The following is a 14,178-nucleotide window of genomic DNA, read 5'->3' as shown; positions in this document are numbered from 1 at the left end:
CCAGCCGGGCCCACTCCACATCAGTCAGATCGTGACGATCGCGCACACACCAGGCCTACCGAACCCGCCGGTCAAGATCGGTGAGACACGCCCTAGCGTCCCGGACATGCTCGATCACCTGGCACTGCAGTGTGCGGACGTCGGCGCCTCGGCGGACTTCTACACGCGCGTGTTCACCTCCTGCGGGGTTCGCGAGCTGATGCGGTACGAGGGCACCGGCGGTGCGGTCGTCGGGCTGTGCGGACCCGACAGCTTTCCGCGACTGTGGCTGGGCGCTCTCGTCGACGACGGCGCCCGTCCCGTCCATCTCGCGATCACCGCGCCGTCCCGGGAGTCCGTGGACGCGGTGTTCGCCGCCGCGCGGGACTCCGGGGCGGCGATCCTGCACGAGCCGCGGCTCTGGCCGGAGTACCACCCCGGCTACTACGGCGTCTTCTTCCGTGACCCGGACGGCAACAACGTCGAGGCCGTCCACCACACCTTCCCGGGCCGATGACACCCGAGGAGGCGCCCTGGTGGACCAACGCCGTCGTCTACCAGGTCTATCCACGCTCGTTCCAGGACTCCGACGGCGACGGCATCGGTGACCTCGGCGGGATCCTGCAACGACTGGACCACCTGGCCGACCTGGGCGTCGACGTCCTCTGGCTCTCCCCGGTCTACCCCTCGCCGCAGGCCGACAACGGCTACGACATCAGCGACTACCAGGACATCGACCCGCTGTTCGGCACGCTGGCGCAGCTCGACGAGCTGATCACCGCCCTGCACGCCCGCGGCATGAAGCTGCTCATGGACCTGGTGGTCAACCACACCAGCGATGAACACCCGTGGTTCGTGGAGTCACGGTCGTCGCCGGCCTCGCCCAAGCGCGACTGGTACTGGTGGCGCCCTCCGCGGGACGGCCTCGCCGGCGGAGACCCCGGGGCGGAGCCGACCAACTGGCAGTCGTTCTTCTCCGGCTCGACCTGGGAGTACGACGAGGCCAGCGGCGAGTACTACCTGCACCTGTTCGACCGGAAGCAGCCGGACCTCAACTGGGAGAACCCGGCGGTCCGGCAGGCCGTGTACGCGATGATGCGCTGGTGGCTCGACCGCGGGGTCGACGGCTTCCGCATGGACGTCATCAACATGATCTCCAAGGACCTCCGTGGCAGGGACGGGGCGCCCGACGGGCACCTCCACGACGGCCCGCCCATCCCGGGGACCGCACTCGGCGACGGCTCGGCGTCCTACATCTGCGGCCCCCGGATCCACGAGTTCCTGAACGAGATGCACCGCGAGGTGTTCGCCGGGCGGCCCGGTGCGCTCCTGACCGTCGGTGAGATGCCGGGTGTCACCGTGGAGGAGGCCCGGCTGTTCACCGACCCGGCCCGCGCCGAGGTGGACATGGTGTTCCAGTTCGAGCACGTCGGGCTGGACCACGGGTCGTCGAAGTGGGACGTGCGCCCCCTGCGGATGCGGAGCCTCAAGGCCTCGTTCGGGCGGTGGCAGGCCGGCCTGGCCGACGTCGGCTGGAACTCCCTCTACTGGGACAACCACGACCAGCCCCGTGCGGTCTCCCGGTTCGGCGACGACAGCCCGGAGTTCCGGCGGGATTCCGCCACCTGCCTGGCCACGCTGCTGCACCTGCATCGGGGGACGCCGTACGTCTACCAGGGCCAGGAGCTGGGGATGGCCAACTACCCGTTCGCGACGGTCGACGGCTTCCGCGACGTGGAGTCGGTCAACCACTTCGGGACGGCGATGGTCGCCGGCCAGGATCCGGCCGCCGTCCTGACCGCCCTGCGGCGGATGAGCCGGGACAACGCCCGCACACCGGTGCAGTGGGACGGCTCGCCGCACGCCGGGTTCACCACCGGGACGCCGTGGCTGCCGGTCAACCCCGACCACGTCGCGTGGAACGCCGCCGCGCAGCGCGACGACCCGTCCTCGGTCCTCGCCCACTACCGGCAGCTGATAGCGCTGCGGCACGAGGAGCCGGTCGTCGCGCTGGGCGACTTCGCGATGCTGCTGCCCGACCACGACGACGTCTACGCCTTCACCCGCACGCTCGACGACCGGGTGCTCCTCGTCGTCTGCAACCTGAGCCGGACGCCCTACCGGCTGACCGACTTGCTGCCGCACGCCCGGGACGGCCGGTGGGTGCTGGGCAATCTGCCCGACGAGGACCCCGAACTGCTCCGCCCCTGGGAGGCGCGGGTCCTCAGCATCGGCTGAGGTCCCGCACCGGCCGTACCGACCGGGGCCTCAACCGGCCTCCGGGAGCACCGTAGGGGCACGACCGGCCGGGAGCACCCGCCGGTAGTGGCCGATCAGCTCATCCCCCAGCCGTGCCCAGGTGCGGTGCTCCACCGACGCCCGGGCGCGTGCTGCGACCACCCGGAGGGCCAGCCGGTCGTCCCGCAGACCCGCGACCATGGCGGCGATGACGCCGGCGTCCGCGCCGTCCCACAGCCAACCGTTCTCCCCGTGGCGCACCAGGTCCAGCGGTCCGCCCGCGGCCGCCACGAGGGCCGGCACACCCGCGGCGAGGGCTTCCTGGACCGCCTGGCAGAACGTCTCGTCACGGCCGGGATGCACGAAGAGGTCGAACGAGGCGACGAGGCGCCCGAGGTCGGCGCCCGAGCGCTGCCCCGTGAACGAGGCACCGGGCATCAGACGCTCCAGCCTGCGGCGCTGCGGACCGTCGCCGACGACGACCAGCCGGACACCGGGCAGCCGACTGACCTCGGCCAACAGCTCCAGCCGCTTCTCCCGTGCCAGCCGCGCGACCACGCCGACGACCAGCTCGCCGCCGGGGGCCAGTCGGCGACGCAGGCGCACGTCCCGGTGGTCGGCGCTGAACTGGCGCAGGTCCACACCCCGCGCCCACAGTGCCACCGGGCCCACGCCGTGCCGGCGCAGCGCCGCGACCGTCGCGGACGAGGGGGCGAGCGTCAGGTCCGCCGTCCCGTGTGCCGCGCGGACCAGCCACCACGCGCCGGCTGTGCCGCCCGGGATCCGGTAGCGCCGGGCGAAGGCGGCGAGATCGGTCTGGAACACCGCGACCGTCGGCAGGTGGAGCGCCCGCGCCACGCGTCCGGCCGCGAGACCGAGGACCGCCGGGGAGGCCAGGTGCACCACGTCGGCACCGATCCCCTCGAGGACCCCGCGCAGCCCGGAACCCGGCCGGGCGATGCTGACCTGCCGGTAGTGCGGAACCCGCATCGCCGGCACCGTCACCACGTCGATCCAGGCGCCGCACCGGGACTCGTAGGACGTGCCGCTGGGCGCCACGATCACCGGCCGGTGGCCACGCACGGCGAGATGGTCCGCCGCGCGCACGACGGAGTTCACCACCCCGTTGACAGCGGGCGAGAAGGTCTCCGCGACGAGCGCGACGGTGAGCCCGACGCCGTCGGAGACCGGCACGGACGCCAGCGGCGCGGTCACGGGACGGCCGGGTGCGGTACGTCGAGCTCCAGGAGAGGACCGGGACGGGTCGGTCCGGCGGGCCGGGCGGAACGTGCCGGACGGGGGTGGGCGGTCGTCGCCGGCGCCCACGCCTCCGTCACCTGCGCCACCGCGTACTCGGCCAGCGCGGCGAGCTCGCGGCGGTCCCGCCCGGGCTCCAGCGCCGGCAGCAGGTGCACCTCGAGGACCAGATCGCGGGCGGCGACGACGCGACCCATGCTGCGCCGCAGTGAGTCACCGCCGAAGTAGCCCGCCGCTGCGGTGGTCCGCCCCGGCGCGACCCGGTAGCGCAGCGCCACCGGGCAGACCGGCGCGGCCGCGTCCACCGCCGCCTGGAAGAACGCCGGACGGAACCGGCCCAGCTGTGCCCCGCACGCCGTCGTCCCCTCCGGGTGGACGAGGACCGAACCGCGGTTCCGGAGGATCGTGCTGACGTCGGCCACCGAGCCCGGCAGGCGGCGCAGGTTGCCGCGATCGAGGAAGACGGTGCCCGAGCGCCGGGCCCAGCCGCCGACATACGGCCAGGCCGCGACCTCCGCCTTGGCCACCGGGTGGACCTGCGGGAAGAGGGCGAGCAGGGCGACGTCGTCGACCCACGAGACGTGGTTGGCGACGACGAGCGACCCGACGCCGCGGTCCTCCGGCCACGGCACCGGCGCGGGGACCACCTCGACAGCGATGCCGAGCGCCGTCAGTGCCCGTCCTGCCGCCGCGGCCCCGCCGACTCCCCGGGCCCCGGCGAGCGCACGGGACACCCCCGCCCACCGCCGGGCCCGGACGGCCCGCGCGACACCGGGGACCTCGTCGAGACAGGTCGAGGTGCACTCCGAGACGGGGAGCCAGCCGGTCACCGAACGCCGCCCAGGAGGCGCCGGAGGACGCGGGGGTGGATGTCGGACACGGCGAGCAGCACGTAGAAGTCGGCGGTACCGAACGCGGCGTCGTGCGCCGGTCGCCCGCAGACGCGGGCGCCGATCCTCAGGTACGCCCTGATCAACGGCGGCAGGACCAGCCGGTCGGGGCGGGCGGGGGCGTGGACGTCGAAGGGGACGTGCGGCAGGACCCACAGGCCGGCGGGAGCCAGCCGGCGCTCCCGTACCAGGAGGTCCCAGAGACCCGCGGCCGTCGCGCCGCCGTCCGCGAGCGGGACCGACGCGCATCCGCCGAGGTGGGTGTGACCGCCGTCGACGACATACCGGGCGACCCCGGCCCACAGTTGCGTGATGACGGCGCCGGTGCGGTGATCCGGGTGCACGCAGCTGCGCCCGGCCTCGACCAGCCCGGGCCGCAGGCCCGTCAGGCGGCTGAGGTCGAACTCTCCGTCGCCGTACGAGCGGCCGAGTCCCGCGGCCCGCTCCGGCCGCAGCAGCCGGTAGGTACCGACGACCCTGTCGCTGACCTCCTCGCGCACCACGAGGTGGTCGCAGTGCTCGTCCCACTCGTCGACGTCCCGGCCGGTGGCGGCACCGACGGGATCGAGCGCGGCGCCGCACTCGAGGGCGAAGATCTCGTGGCGGAGCCGCTGGGCGGCCTCGATCTCGGACGACGTGGTCGCGAGTGCGGTGCGGTAACGGGCGGTGCGCTGCTGGAGGGGTGGGGCAACGGTCACGACGACACCTCGTGTGCCGGAGGGCCCCGGACGGGCCCCGGACATCCCGCAGGGTCGGGACCGCAGGTGTCCGGACGGTGCACGGCAGCGGACGGCGCCACGTCGGTTCGGCTCTGCGCGGGCCGATTCACCCCTCCTGTCCCGCCGTCCTCACCTGATCGGGGGACCACAGCCCCCACGTCCGAGAACGGCGGCGCGGAAACGCTGTCGGCGTCCCGGCCCGGTTCGGCCTAGCGTCTCCTCCTCGTGAGCCGGATCGTCGACGCAGTCCTCCCGTCCCGGATGGGGACGTCTTTCCGCTGGCTGGTCGGCTCGGCCTGGGTCGGCAACCTCGGCGACGGCATCGCGCTGGCCGCCGGCCCGCTGCTGGTTGCCTCCCAGACCTCCGACCCGCTCCTCGTCGCCCTCGCCGGCCTGCTGCAGCGCCTGCCGTGGCTGCTGTTCGGCCTGCACGCCGGCGTGCTGGCCGACCGGGTCGACCGCCGGCTGGTGGTGATCGTGGTCGACCTGCTGCGGGTCGCGGTCCTCGTCGTCCTCACCGCCGCGCTGGTCACCGGCGCCGTGAACGTCCCCGTCGTCCTCGCGGCCATCTTCCTGCTGGGCACCGCCGAGGTCTTCGTCGACACCACCACCGCCACCCTCATGCCGATGGTGGTCGCGAAGGCCGACCTCGGCATCGGCAACGCCCGGCTGATGACCGCCGGGATCACGATGAACCAGCTCGTCGGTCCCGCCGTCGGGGCGACGCTCTTCGCGGCCGGGATGACGTGGCCGTTCGTCGTCCAGATCGTGTGCCTGCTGCTCGGGGCCGTTCTCGTCTCCCGGATGCGGCTGCCCGCCCTGGGGCGGCCGGCCGGGGACCGGCGGGTGAGCCACGACATCGCCGAGGGTTTCCGCTGGACCTGGGGCAATCCGGCGGTGCGGACCCTGACGCTCACGATCGTCACGTTCAACGTCACCTACGGCGCCGCATGGTCGGTGCTCGTGCTGTACGCGACCGAGCGGCTGGACATGGGCGCGCGATCGGCTTCGGGCTGCTCACCACGGTCGGGGCGCTGGGCGGGCTCGCCGGGACCGCGGGCTACGACTGGCTGGAGCGGCACGCGAGCCTGGCCTCGATCATGCGGGTCGGGCTGGTCATCGAGACCTTCACCCACCTGGGCCTCGCGCTCGCCACCACCGGCTGGGTCGCCCTGCTGATCATGTTCGTGTTCGGTGCCCACGCGTTCGTCTGGGGGACGACGTCGCGGACGGTCCGGATGCGCGCGGTGCCCACCGAGCTCCAGGGCCGCGTGGGCAGCCTCTACTCGACCGGCGTGTTCGGGGGGATCGTCGCGGGCCAGGCACTCGGCGGCGTCATCGCGAAGGTCTGGGGGATCACCGGCCCGTTCTGGTTCGCCTTCGTGGGCTCGGCGATCATCCTGGCGCTCATCTGGCGGGAGCTGGCGCACATCGCGCACGCCGACGAGGCCGCCCTCGCCGCGTGAGGATGACTCTCGACCTGGTCGAGGCCCGACGGTCGTCCACGTGGAGCTGCCGTGCGCGGGCTCGCCCCGCTCGCCCTCCGCGCCCCGGCCCGCCCCGGCGAGGTCAGCAAGCTGATGCCCATCCGCCTGCCCTGACGGTGCCGCGCGGTGGCCCGCTGCAGGGGTCCGGTGGGGGGCAGGGGTCCTTTCTCAGCTCAACGGGCTGCGGGGCAGCAGGCGGTCGCTGATGATCCGCTTCTGGATCTCGCTGGTGCCCTCGAAGATCGTGGTGAGCCGGGCATCGCGCCAGTGCCGCTCGACCTGCCGCTCGGTGGTGTAGCCGTTCCCGCCGTGCAGCTGCATGGCCTGGTTGGTCACCCGCACCGACATCTCGGTGGCCTCGAGCTTGACCATCGACGCCTCCTTCTCGCAGGGGAGGCCCAGGTCGAGCAGGTGGGCCACCTGGCGGTAGAAGGCGCGGGACTGCTCGATCTGCGCGGCCATCTCGGCGACGGCGAAGCGGAGCGCCTGGAAGTCGCCGATCGGGTGGCCGAACTGCTCGCGCTCCTGCAGGTAGAGGATCGAGTCCTCCAGCGCGGCGCGCGCCAGGCCGACGGCCCGGGCGGCGGTGTGCACACGGGCGGTGTTGAGGAACTTCTGCGCCTCGGCGAACCCGGCCTGCTTCGCGGCCTCGCCCTCCTCGTCACTGTCCTCGCGGGCGGCCTTGGCCTGGTCGATGACGTTGTCCTTGGGGATCCGGACGCCGTCGAAGGTGAGGTCCCAGGTGAGGAAGCCGTGGTAGCCGATCTTGTCGATCGGGTGGCCGGACAGGCCCTCGGGGAACTCGCCGCGCTTCTTCTCCAGCAGCAGGTTGAGCAGCCCCTTGGACCGGGACTCCCCGGGCTCCGGATCCCGCTCGCGCACGAGCACCTGGATGAAGTCGGCGGCCTTGGCGTTGCCGCACCAGCGCTTGTGCCCGGTGACCACCCACTCGTCGCCGTCGAGGACGGCGCGGGTGGAGACACCGGCCAGGTCGGAGCCGGCGTCGGGCTCGGACAGCGCGATGGCGCCGATCCAGTTCCCGCTCGCGCTGCGGGCCAGCAGCTCGGCGCGGCGCGCGTCGTCGGCCACCGCCGTCCCGAGGCCCTGGGAACGGGCCAGGATGCTGGCCGTCGACATCCAGGCGCGGGCCAGTTCCTCGCTGACCATGCAGTACTCGAAGACGCCGAGCCCCAGACCGCCGTGCTCGGCCGGCACGGTGATCCCGAAGTAGCCGAGCTCGGCCAGCCGGGAGAGCAGGGACGCCGGGATCTCGCCCTTCTGCGGGTCGACCTCGGCGGCGACCGGCAGCACCTCCTCCATCGCGAAGCGACGGGCTTGGAGCTGCAGCTCCTCACGCTCCGGCGTGTGCCACGGCGGCAGCAGCGCGGGCGGCTGCGGCTCCAGGACGCCGTCGGTCCGGTCGGCGGTCGACGTCATCGTCGGTCGTCTCCACTCCTGTCGGGCGGATGATCAGGTACACCTTGGTCGCAGGACGTGCCCCCCGCACGCCGTCGTCACCCGCCAGGTGACCGGCCTCACCCGATCCCCGCGGGACTCTCCGTACCGAAAGTCCGGCCCGGCCGGGGACTTTCGGTACAGAAAGTCCCTCAGGGGGACGCGGAACGCTGCCGCGCCAGGGCGATGTAGTGGTCGACCAGCGAGGCGTCGTCGACCGCGCCGGTGTTGACCGCCTTGCCGGGGTCGACGCCCTGGAACAGCTTCTTCAGCGGCACCTCCAGCCGCTTGCCGGTGCGGGTGTGCGGCACACCGGGGACGGCGATGATCTCGTCGGGCACGTGCCGCGGGCTGGCCTGCTCCCGGATCGCGGCCTTCAGCTGCGCCCGGAGCTCGTCGGACAGCTCCTCGCCCGGCGCGAGCTGCACGAACAGCGGCATCCAGTAGCCGCCGTCGGGCTGTTCCACGCCGAGGACGACGCAGTCGAGGACGGCGGGGATCGACTCGACGGCGGCGTAGATGTCCGCCGTCCCCATCCGGACCCCACCGCGGTTGAGCGTGGAGTCCGACCGGCCGGTGATCAGGCAGGTACCGCGCTCGGTGATCTCCAGCCAGTCGCCGTGCCGCCAGACGCCGGGCCACGGCTCGAAGTAGGACTCGCGGTAGCGGGTGCCGCCCGGGTCGTTCCAGAAGTACAGCGGCATCGACGGCATCGGCTCGGTCACCACGAGCTCGCCCAGCTCGCCGATCACCGGCTCGCCGTCCTCGTTCCAGGAGGCCGCGGCGACGGCGAGCATCGGCCGCTGCAGCTCCCCCGCCGTCACCGGCAGCAGCGGCGAGCTGCCGATGAAGCCGGTCGCGACGTCGGTGCCGCCCGACAGCGAGCCGAGGAGGACATCGGGCTTCACCGCGTCGTAGACCCAGAGGTACGCCGACGCGGGCAGCGGGGAGCCGGTCGCGCCGATGGCCCGCAGCGCCGAGAGGTCGTGGGCCTCCCCCGGCCGGATGCCCGCCTTCTCGCAGGCGGTCAGGTAGCCGGCACTGGTGCCGAGGTAGGTCATCCCGGTGCGGGCGGCGAGCGCGAACTGCGCATCGACCGACGGGTACGCCGGGGCCCCGTCGTAGACGATCACCGTCGCACCGGTGAGCAGCGCCGACGTGGCGATGTTCCACATGATCCAGGCGGTCGAGGCGTACCAGAACAGCCGGTCGCCGGCGCCGACGTCGAGGTGCAGGGCCAGCTGTTTGCGCTGCTCGAGGACGACGCCGCCGTGCCCGTGCACGATTCCTTTGGGCAGCCCGGTCGTCCCGGACGAGTAGACGATCCACAGCGGATGGTCGAACGGCAGCGCCTCGAACTCCGGGTCCTGCTCGTCCGCGACCGCCTCGGCCCAGGGCAGTGCGCCGTCCGGGACGTCGTCCGGGAAGAGCCGCGGCAGGGCGATCGTCGTCCGTACGGTCGGCAGAGCGGCGCGCAGCTCGGCGACGACGTCGCGGCGGTCGTGGTCCTTGCCGCCGAACCGGTAGCCGTCGACGGCCACCAGGACCGTCGGCTCGATCTGGGCGAACCGGTCGAGGACGGCCCGGGTACCGAAGTCCGGCGCGCACGAGGACCACACCGCGCCGATGGACGCCGCCCCCAGGAAGGCGACGACCGCCTCGGGCACGTTGGGCAGGTAGCCGGCCACCCGGTCGCCCCGCTGCACCCCGAGCCGGCGCAGCGTCGCGGCGAACGCGCCGACCTGCGCCCGCAGCGACGCCCAGGACACCTCGAGCGGATCGGTGTCCTCGGCGACCACGACCAGCGCGGGATTGTCCTCGACCGCGGCGCGGAACACCTGCTCGGCGTAGTTGACCGTCGTCCCGGGGAACCAGACAGCGCCCGGCATGCTCCGGTCGGGGAGGACCCGGTCCTCGGGGACGCCGGGCAGCACGCCCGTCCAGTCTGCGAGGTCGCTCCAGAACTGGTCGATGTGCTCGACCGACCAGCGCCACAGGGCGTCGTAGTCGGTGGGGTCGCCGAAGTCCAAACCGCGCCGGCGCGCCACCCAGGAGGCGAAGGCGGCGATCCGGGTCCGCCGCACGCTCTCGGGCGTGGGAGTCCACAGTGCCTGAGGCAGCTCACTCACGCCCGCACCATGCCATCCTGAGCGCGCGCCGACCATGCGCGCCCACTGATCGCCGAGGAGCTCCGTGCAGCCCGACCCCGCGGACGAGCGCAACGTGCTCGGCGGCCCGTTGCAGCCCTGCGGCACGGAACCGCTGACCGGCTTCTACCGGGACGGGTCCTGCACCAGCGGACCCGAGGATCTCGGCTCGCACACCGTCTGCGCCGTCGTCTCCGCCGACTTCCTGCAGATGCAGCGTGACCTCGGCAACGACCTGTCCACCCCGCGGCCGGAGTACGGGTTCCCCGGCCTGAAGCCCGGCGACCGGTGGTGCGTCGTGGCGGTGCGGTGGCTGCAGGCGTACCAGGCGGGAGCGGCGGCCGGCGTCGTCCTGGCCGCCACGAACGCTCGCGCGCTGGAGATCGTGCCGATCGAGGCGCTGCGGCAGCACGCGGTCGACGTCCCGGACGACATCAGCGGCCTGGAGTAGGTGACCCGGCTCCGGGTTACGTTCCGACGCATGACCGACGCCGACCTGAACTTCTACTTCGACCCGGTCTGCCCGTTCGCGTGGCTGACCAGCACGTGGGTGCGCCAGGTCGCGGCGCAGCGCGACTATGCCGTGGACTGGCGGTTCATCTCGCTGCGGCTGCTCAACGCGCACATCGACTACGACGCCCACTTCCCGCCCGACTACGAGGCCGGGCACACCGCCGGGCTGCGTCTCCTCCGGGTGGCCGGCCGCGTCCGCGCCGAGCACGGGCGTGCGGCGGTCGGCCCGCTGTACGAGGCGTTCGGCCGGCACATCTTCGAGACGGAGGAACAGCCCGACCCCGCCGTGCGCGGCAGCCGGGAGTACGCGGTGGCGATCCTGGCCGAGGTGGGCCTGCCCGCAGCCCTCGCCGACGCCGTCGACGACGAATCGGCCGACGCCGAGATCCAGGCGGAGACCGACGAGGCGCTGGCCCTGACCGGCAGGGACGTCGGCACGCCGATCCTGCACTTCCGGCCGCCGGAGGGCGTCGCCTTCTTCGGGCCGGTGATCAGCCGCCGGCCCAGTGACGCGGAGGCGGTCGAACTCTGGGACCACGTCGTGGCACTGGCCGGCTTCCCCGGGTTCGCCGAGCTCAAGCGGAGCCTGCGCGAGCGGCCCCAGCTGCCTGCCTTCGGCGTCCGGTCGGGTGAGCGGGGTGTCGAGGAGGACTGGCACGGCGGGAGCCGGCGGCTGAAGCGCTGAGCCCGGAATGAAGCACCGGCCGGCGGCGCTGCCGGGGGAATGAGCGACCTCCTCGACGTTCCGCTGACCACCCTGCAGGGCGAGCCGACGACGCTGCGGGGCCTGACCGGCGGTGGCCCCGCCCTCGTGGTGAACGTGGCCAGCCGGTGTGGGCTGACCCCGCAGTACGCCCAGCTCGAGGCGCTGCAGGAGGAGTACGGGGCCCGGGGCTTCACGGTCGTCGGGGTGCCGTGCAACCAGTTCAAGGGGCAGGAGCCCGGCACCGCCGCGGAGATCGCGGAGTTCTGCTCTGCCACCTACGGCGTGACGTTCCCGATGACCGAGAAGGTCGAGGTGAACGGCCCGGGCGCGCATCCGCTCTACCGAGAGCTGACGGCGGTACCCGACCTCGCGGGGCAGGCCGGTGACGTCCAGTGGAACTTCGAGAAGTTCCTCGTCGCGGGAGACGGCTCGGTCGTCGCCCGCTTCCGCCCGATGACGCAGCCCGACGCCCCCGAGGTCCGCGCCGCGATCGAGTCCGTCCTCCCCGCCTGACCGGAACCTTCCGCGATCATGAAGCTCCGGCGACGACACGCCGTCGTTCGCCGGGGTGTCGCCCCGCCGACTTCATGATCGCGGCGGACGGGTGCCGCGCGGATAGGTAAGGTAAGCCTTCCTTACCTCGCCTGTCCGTCCCCGGGAGCCGCTCGTGACCGCCGCGACCGCTGCCCCGGCCCGGGGCCGCGCCGCCCCGGCCGGACGGCGCGGCAGGAACCGACGACTGATCGGGCTGCTGATCCTCCTGGCGGTCCTCGCCGCCGCCTGCGTCACCAGCATCGCCGTCGGCACCCGGTCGATGGGGCTCGGCGAGGTCTGGCGGGCCCTGCTCGACAGCGACCTCACCAGCGAGGAAGCGGTGATCGTCCGGCAGCTCCGGGTGCCGCGCACCGCCCTCGGTCTGATGGTCGGCCTGGCGCTGGGGATCGCCGGCGCGCTCATGCAGGGGCACACCCGCAACCCGCTCGGCGACCCCGGCCTGCTCGGGGTGACGGCGGGCGCCTCCTTCGCCGTCGTCCTCTCGATCGCCCTGCTGGGCGTCACCAGCCCGTCGGGCTACGTCTGGTTCGCCTTCCTCGGCGCCCTGGCCGGGACGGTGCTCGTCTACGCGATCGGCTCGGGCGGCCGCGGCGGTGCCACCCCGGTCACCCTGGCGCTGGCCGGCGCCGCGCTGTCGGCCCTCCTCTACGGACTGGTCCGCGCCGTCCTGGTCAGCGACCAGCAGACGCTGGACGCCTTCCGCTTCTGGGTGGTCGGCGCCCTGGCCGGCCGCGGGGCCGACGTGGCCTGGCAGGTGGGGCCGTTCATCGTGCTCGGCCTCGTGCTCGCCCTGATCAACGCACCGGCGCTCGACCTGCTCGGTCTCGGCGAGGACGTCGCCCGGGGGCTGGGGCAGCGGATCTGGCCGGCCCGTCTGGTCGGGCTGGCCGCGATCACCCTGCTGGCGGGTGCCGCGACCGCCGCCTGCGGGCCGATCGCCTTCGTCGGGCTGGTCGTCCCGCATGCGGTTCGCGCGGTCACCGGGCCCGACCACCGCTGGCTCATCCCCTGTTCCGGCCTCGCCGGGGCGGTCCTGCTGCTGGCCGCCGACGTGATCGGCCGCGTCGTCGCCCGCCCCGGCGAGCTGCAGGTGGGCATCGTGCTGGCGCTGATCGGCGCACCGTTCTTCATCGCGCTCGTCCGCCGCCGCGGAACGGCGGCGCTGTGAGCATCGAGGCGAGCCCGCGACCCGGGACCACCATCCGCATCGGTCCCGCGTCCGGCATCGTGCGCTGGCGCCAGGTCGCGGTGCCCCTGGCCACCTTCGCCGTGCTCGTCCTGCTGTCGGCGGTGAGCCTCGGGCGCGGCGACTTCCCGATCGCTGTCCCCGACGTGCTCCGCACCCTGGCCGGGCTCGGCGAGGGTGCGGAGCCGTTCATCATCCTGGAACTGCGGGCCCCTCGGGTCGCCGTCGGCCTGCTGGTGGGCCTCGCCCTCGGCGTGGCCGGTGCGCTGTTCCAGACCTTCGCCCGCAATCCGCTGGCCTCCCCGGACACCCTGGGCATCACGACGGGCGCCTCGGTTGGCGCCGTCGGCGCGATCGTGCTCAGCTCCGGCGGCGTGCTTCCCGGCCTGGGCATCCCGCTGGCCGCGCTGCTCGGGGCCCTGCTGACCGGCGTCCTGCTGTTCGCCCTCACCTGGCGGGCCGGCATCGACGGCTACCGGCTGGTTCTCATCGGCATCGCGCTCTGGTCGATCGGCACCGCGCTGGTCGACTGGCTGCTCACCGACGCCGAGATCCACGACGCCGCCTCGGCCTACGTGTGGATCACCGGCTCGCTCAACGCGCGCACCTGGGACCACGCCGTCCCGCTGGCCGTCGCGCTGGCGGTGCTCCTGCCCCTCGCCCTGGCGGCCAGCCGCGTCCTCGGCGTCCTCCAGTTCGGCGACGACACCGCCCGGGGGCTGGGGATCCGGCTCCAGGGCGCCCAGGCCGCCGTCGTCCTGATCGCGGTCGGCTGTGTGGCGTTCGCCGTGTCGGCTGCCGGGCCGATCACGTTCGTGGCGCTGGTCGTCCCACAGATCGCCGTCCGCCTGGCCGGCGGTTCCCGGCCACCGCTGCTGGCCTCGGGCCTGCTCGGCGCGGTGCTGGTCGTGGGCGCCGACCTCGTGACCCGCACCGTCCTGCCCGAGGCGCTCCCGGTCGGCATCCTCACCGCCGTCCTCGGCGCCCCGTACCTGCTCTGGCTCCTCGTCCGCGGAAGGCGGCGATCGACACTGTGACGATCGAGA

The 14,178-nt window shown here is 73.4% G+C and carries 13 protein-coding genes and 1 pseudogene; 9 read left to right on the top strand and 5 right to left on the bottom strand.

Annotation, left to right across the window (positions count from 1 at the left end; translation table 11 throughout):
- Positions 1 to 106 precede the first annotated feature (106 nt).
- Together CHB94_RS22135 and CHB94_RS22130 are read left to right on the top strand one after the other, a co-directional pair.
- Positions 107 to 496 (top strand): VOC family protein, encoded by a 390-nt coding sequence (locus CHB94_RS22135; protein WP_089338720.1) that lies wholly within the window; start codon positions 107 to 109, stop codon positions 494 to 496.
- Positions 493 to 2,217 (top strand): glycoside hydrolase family 13 protein, encoded by a 1,725-nt coding sequence (locus CHB94_RS22130; RefSeq protein ID WP_089338719.1) that lies wholly within the window; start codon positions 493 to 495, stop codon positions 2,215 to 2,217. The genes CHB94_RS22135 and CHB94_RS22130 overlap by 4 nt, the downstream gene beginning before the upstream one ends.
- A gap of 30 nt (positions 2,218 to 2,247) precedes the next feature.
- On the opposite strand, the gene CHB94_RS22125 is transcribed toward CHB94_RS22130, so the two are convergent.
- From CHB94_RS22125 to CHB94_RS22115, 3 genes are read right to left on the bottom strand one after another with little or no spacing between them, the layout of a single operon-like run.
- Positions 2,248 to 3,432, bottom strand: coding sequence for a glycosyltransferase family 4 protein (locus tag CHB94_RS22125; protein WP_217899437.1), 1,185 nt, complete (start codon positions 3,430 to 3,432; stop codon positions 2,248 to 2,250).
- The gene (locus CHB94_RS22120) at positions 3,429 to 4,304 is read right to left on the bottom strand and encodes a lysophospholipid acyltransferase family protein (RefSeq protein WP_089338718.1); all 876 of its coding nucleotides are present in this window, start codon (positions 4,302 to 4,304) and stop codon (positions 3,429 to 3,431) included. Before CHB94_RS22120 ends, CHB94_RS22125 begins: the two co-directional genes overlap by 4 nt.
- Positions 4,301 to 5,062, bottom strand: a complete 762-nt coding sequence (locus CHB94_RS22115) for a GNAT family N-acetyltransferase (protein WP_217899436.1) — start codon at positions 5,060 to 5,062, stop codon at positions 4,301 to 4,303. The genes CHB94_RS22120 and CHB94_RS22115 overlap by 4 nt, the downstream gene beginning before the upstream one ends.
- 282 nt (positions 5,063 to 5,344) lie before the next feature.
- Here CHB94_RS22115 and CHB94_RS26415 point away from each other — a divergent pair.
- Positions 5,345 to 6,022 (top strand): annotated as a pseudogene (locus CHB94_RS26415) (MFS transporter); the annotation flags it as partial.
- An 11-nt stretch (positions 6,023 to 6,033) separates the two neighbouring features.
- Positions 6,034 to 6,549 carry an MFS transporter gene (locus tag CHB94_RS26410; RefSeq protein WP_254920851.1) on the top strand — a complete coding sequence of 172 codons (516 nt, stop codon included), beginning with the start codon at positions 6,034 to 6,036 and terminating at the stop codon, positions 6,547 to 6,549.
- Between the two features lie 189 nt (positions 6,550 to 6,738).
- Here the strand turns inward: CHB94_RS26410 and CHB94_RS22105 are convergent, their stop codons facing one another.
- The gene (locus CHB94_RS22105; RefSeq protein WP_089338716.1) at positions 6,739 to 8,007 is read right to left on the bottom strand and encodes an acyl-CoA dehydrogenase family protein; all 1,269 of its coding nucleotides are present in this window, start codon (positions 8,005 to 8,007) and stop codon (positions 6,739 to 6,741) included.
- A gap of 170 nt (positions 8,008 to 8,177) precedes the next feature.
- Positions 8,178 to 10,154, bottom strand: coding sequence for an acetoacetate--CoA ligase (locus CHB94_RS22100; RefSeq protein WP_254920850.1), 1,977 nt, complete (start codon positions 10,152 to 10,154; stop codon positions 8,178 to 8,180).
- A 64-nt stretch (positions 10,155 to 10,218) separates the two neighbouring features.
- Between CHB94_RS22100 and CHB94_RS22095 the strand changes: the two genes are divergently transcribed.
- From CHB94_RS22095 to CHB94_RS22075, 5 genes are all read left to right on the top strand, one after another.
- Positions 10,219 to 10,623, top strand: coding sequence for a DUF2237 family protein (locus CHB94_RS22095; protein WP_089338714.1), 405 nt, complete (start codon positions 10,219 to 10,221; stop codon positions 10,621 to 10,623).
- A 30-nt stretch (positions 10,624 to 10,653) separates the two neighbouring features.
- Positions 10,654 to 11,370, top strand: a complete 717-nt coding sequence (locus CHB94_RS22090) for a mycothiol-dependent nitroreductase Rv2466c family protein (protein ID WP_089338713.1) — start codon at positions 10,654 to 10,656, stop codon at positions 11,368 to 11,370.
- Between the two features lie 39 nt (positions 11,371 to 11,409).
- Positions 11,410 to 11,904 carry a glutathione peroxidase gene (locus tag CHB94_RS22085; RefSeq protein ID WP_089338712.1) on the top strand — a complete coding sequence of 165 codons (495 nt, stop codon included), beginning with the start codon at positions 11,410 to 11,412 and terminating at the stop codon, positions 11,902 to 11,904.
- Positions 11,905 to 12,058: 154 nt separating this feature from the next.
- Positions 12,059 to 13,114 carry a FecCD family ABC transporter permease gene (locus tag CHB94_RS22080; RefSeq protein WP_089338711.1) on the top strand — a complete coding sequence of 352 codons (1,056 nt, stop codon included), beginning with the start codon at positions 12,059 to 12,061 and terminating at the stop codon, positions 13,112 to 13,114.
- The gene (locus CHB94_RS22075; protein ID WP_089338710.1) at positions 13,111 to 14,169 is read left to right on the top strand and encodes a FecCD family ABC transporter permease; all 1,059 of its coding nucleotides are present in this window, start codon (positions 13,111 to 13,113) and stop codon (positions 14,167 to 14,169) included. Before CHB94_RS22080 ends, CHB94_RS22075 begins: the two co-directional genes overlap by 4 nt.
- Positions 14,170 to 14,178: the final 9 nt, after the last annotated feature.

Source organism: Blastococcus mobilis (genome assembly GCF_900188025.1).
Classification (GTDB): domain Bacteria; phylum Actinomycetota; class Actinomycetes; order Mycobacteriales; family Geodermatophilaceae; genus Blastococcus_B; species Blastococcus_B mobilis.
Note: the sequence above shows the minus strand (reverse complement) of the source record. Positions and strands in the feature narration are given on the sequence as shown.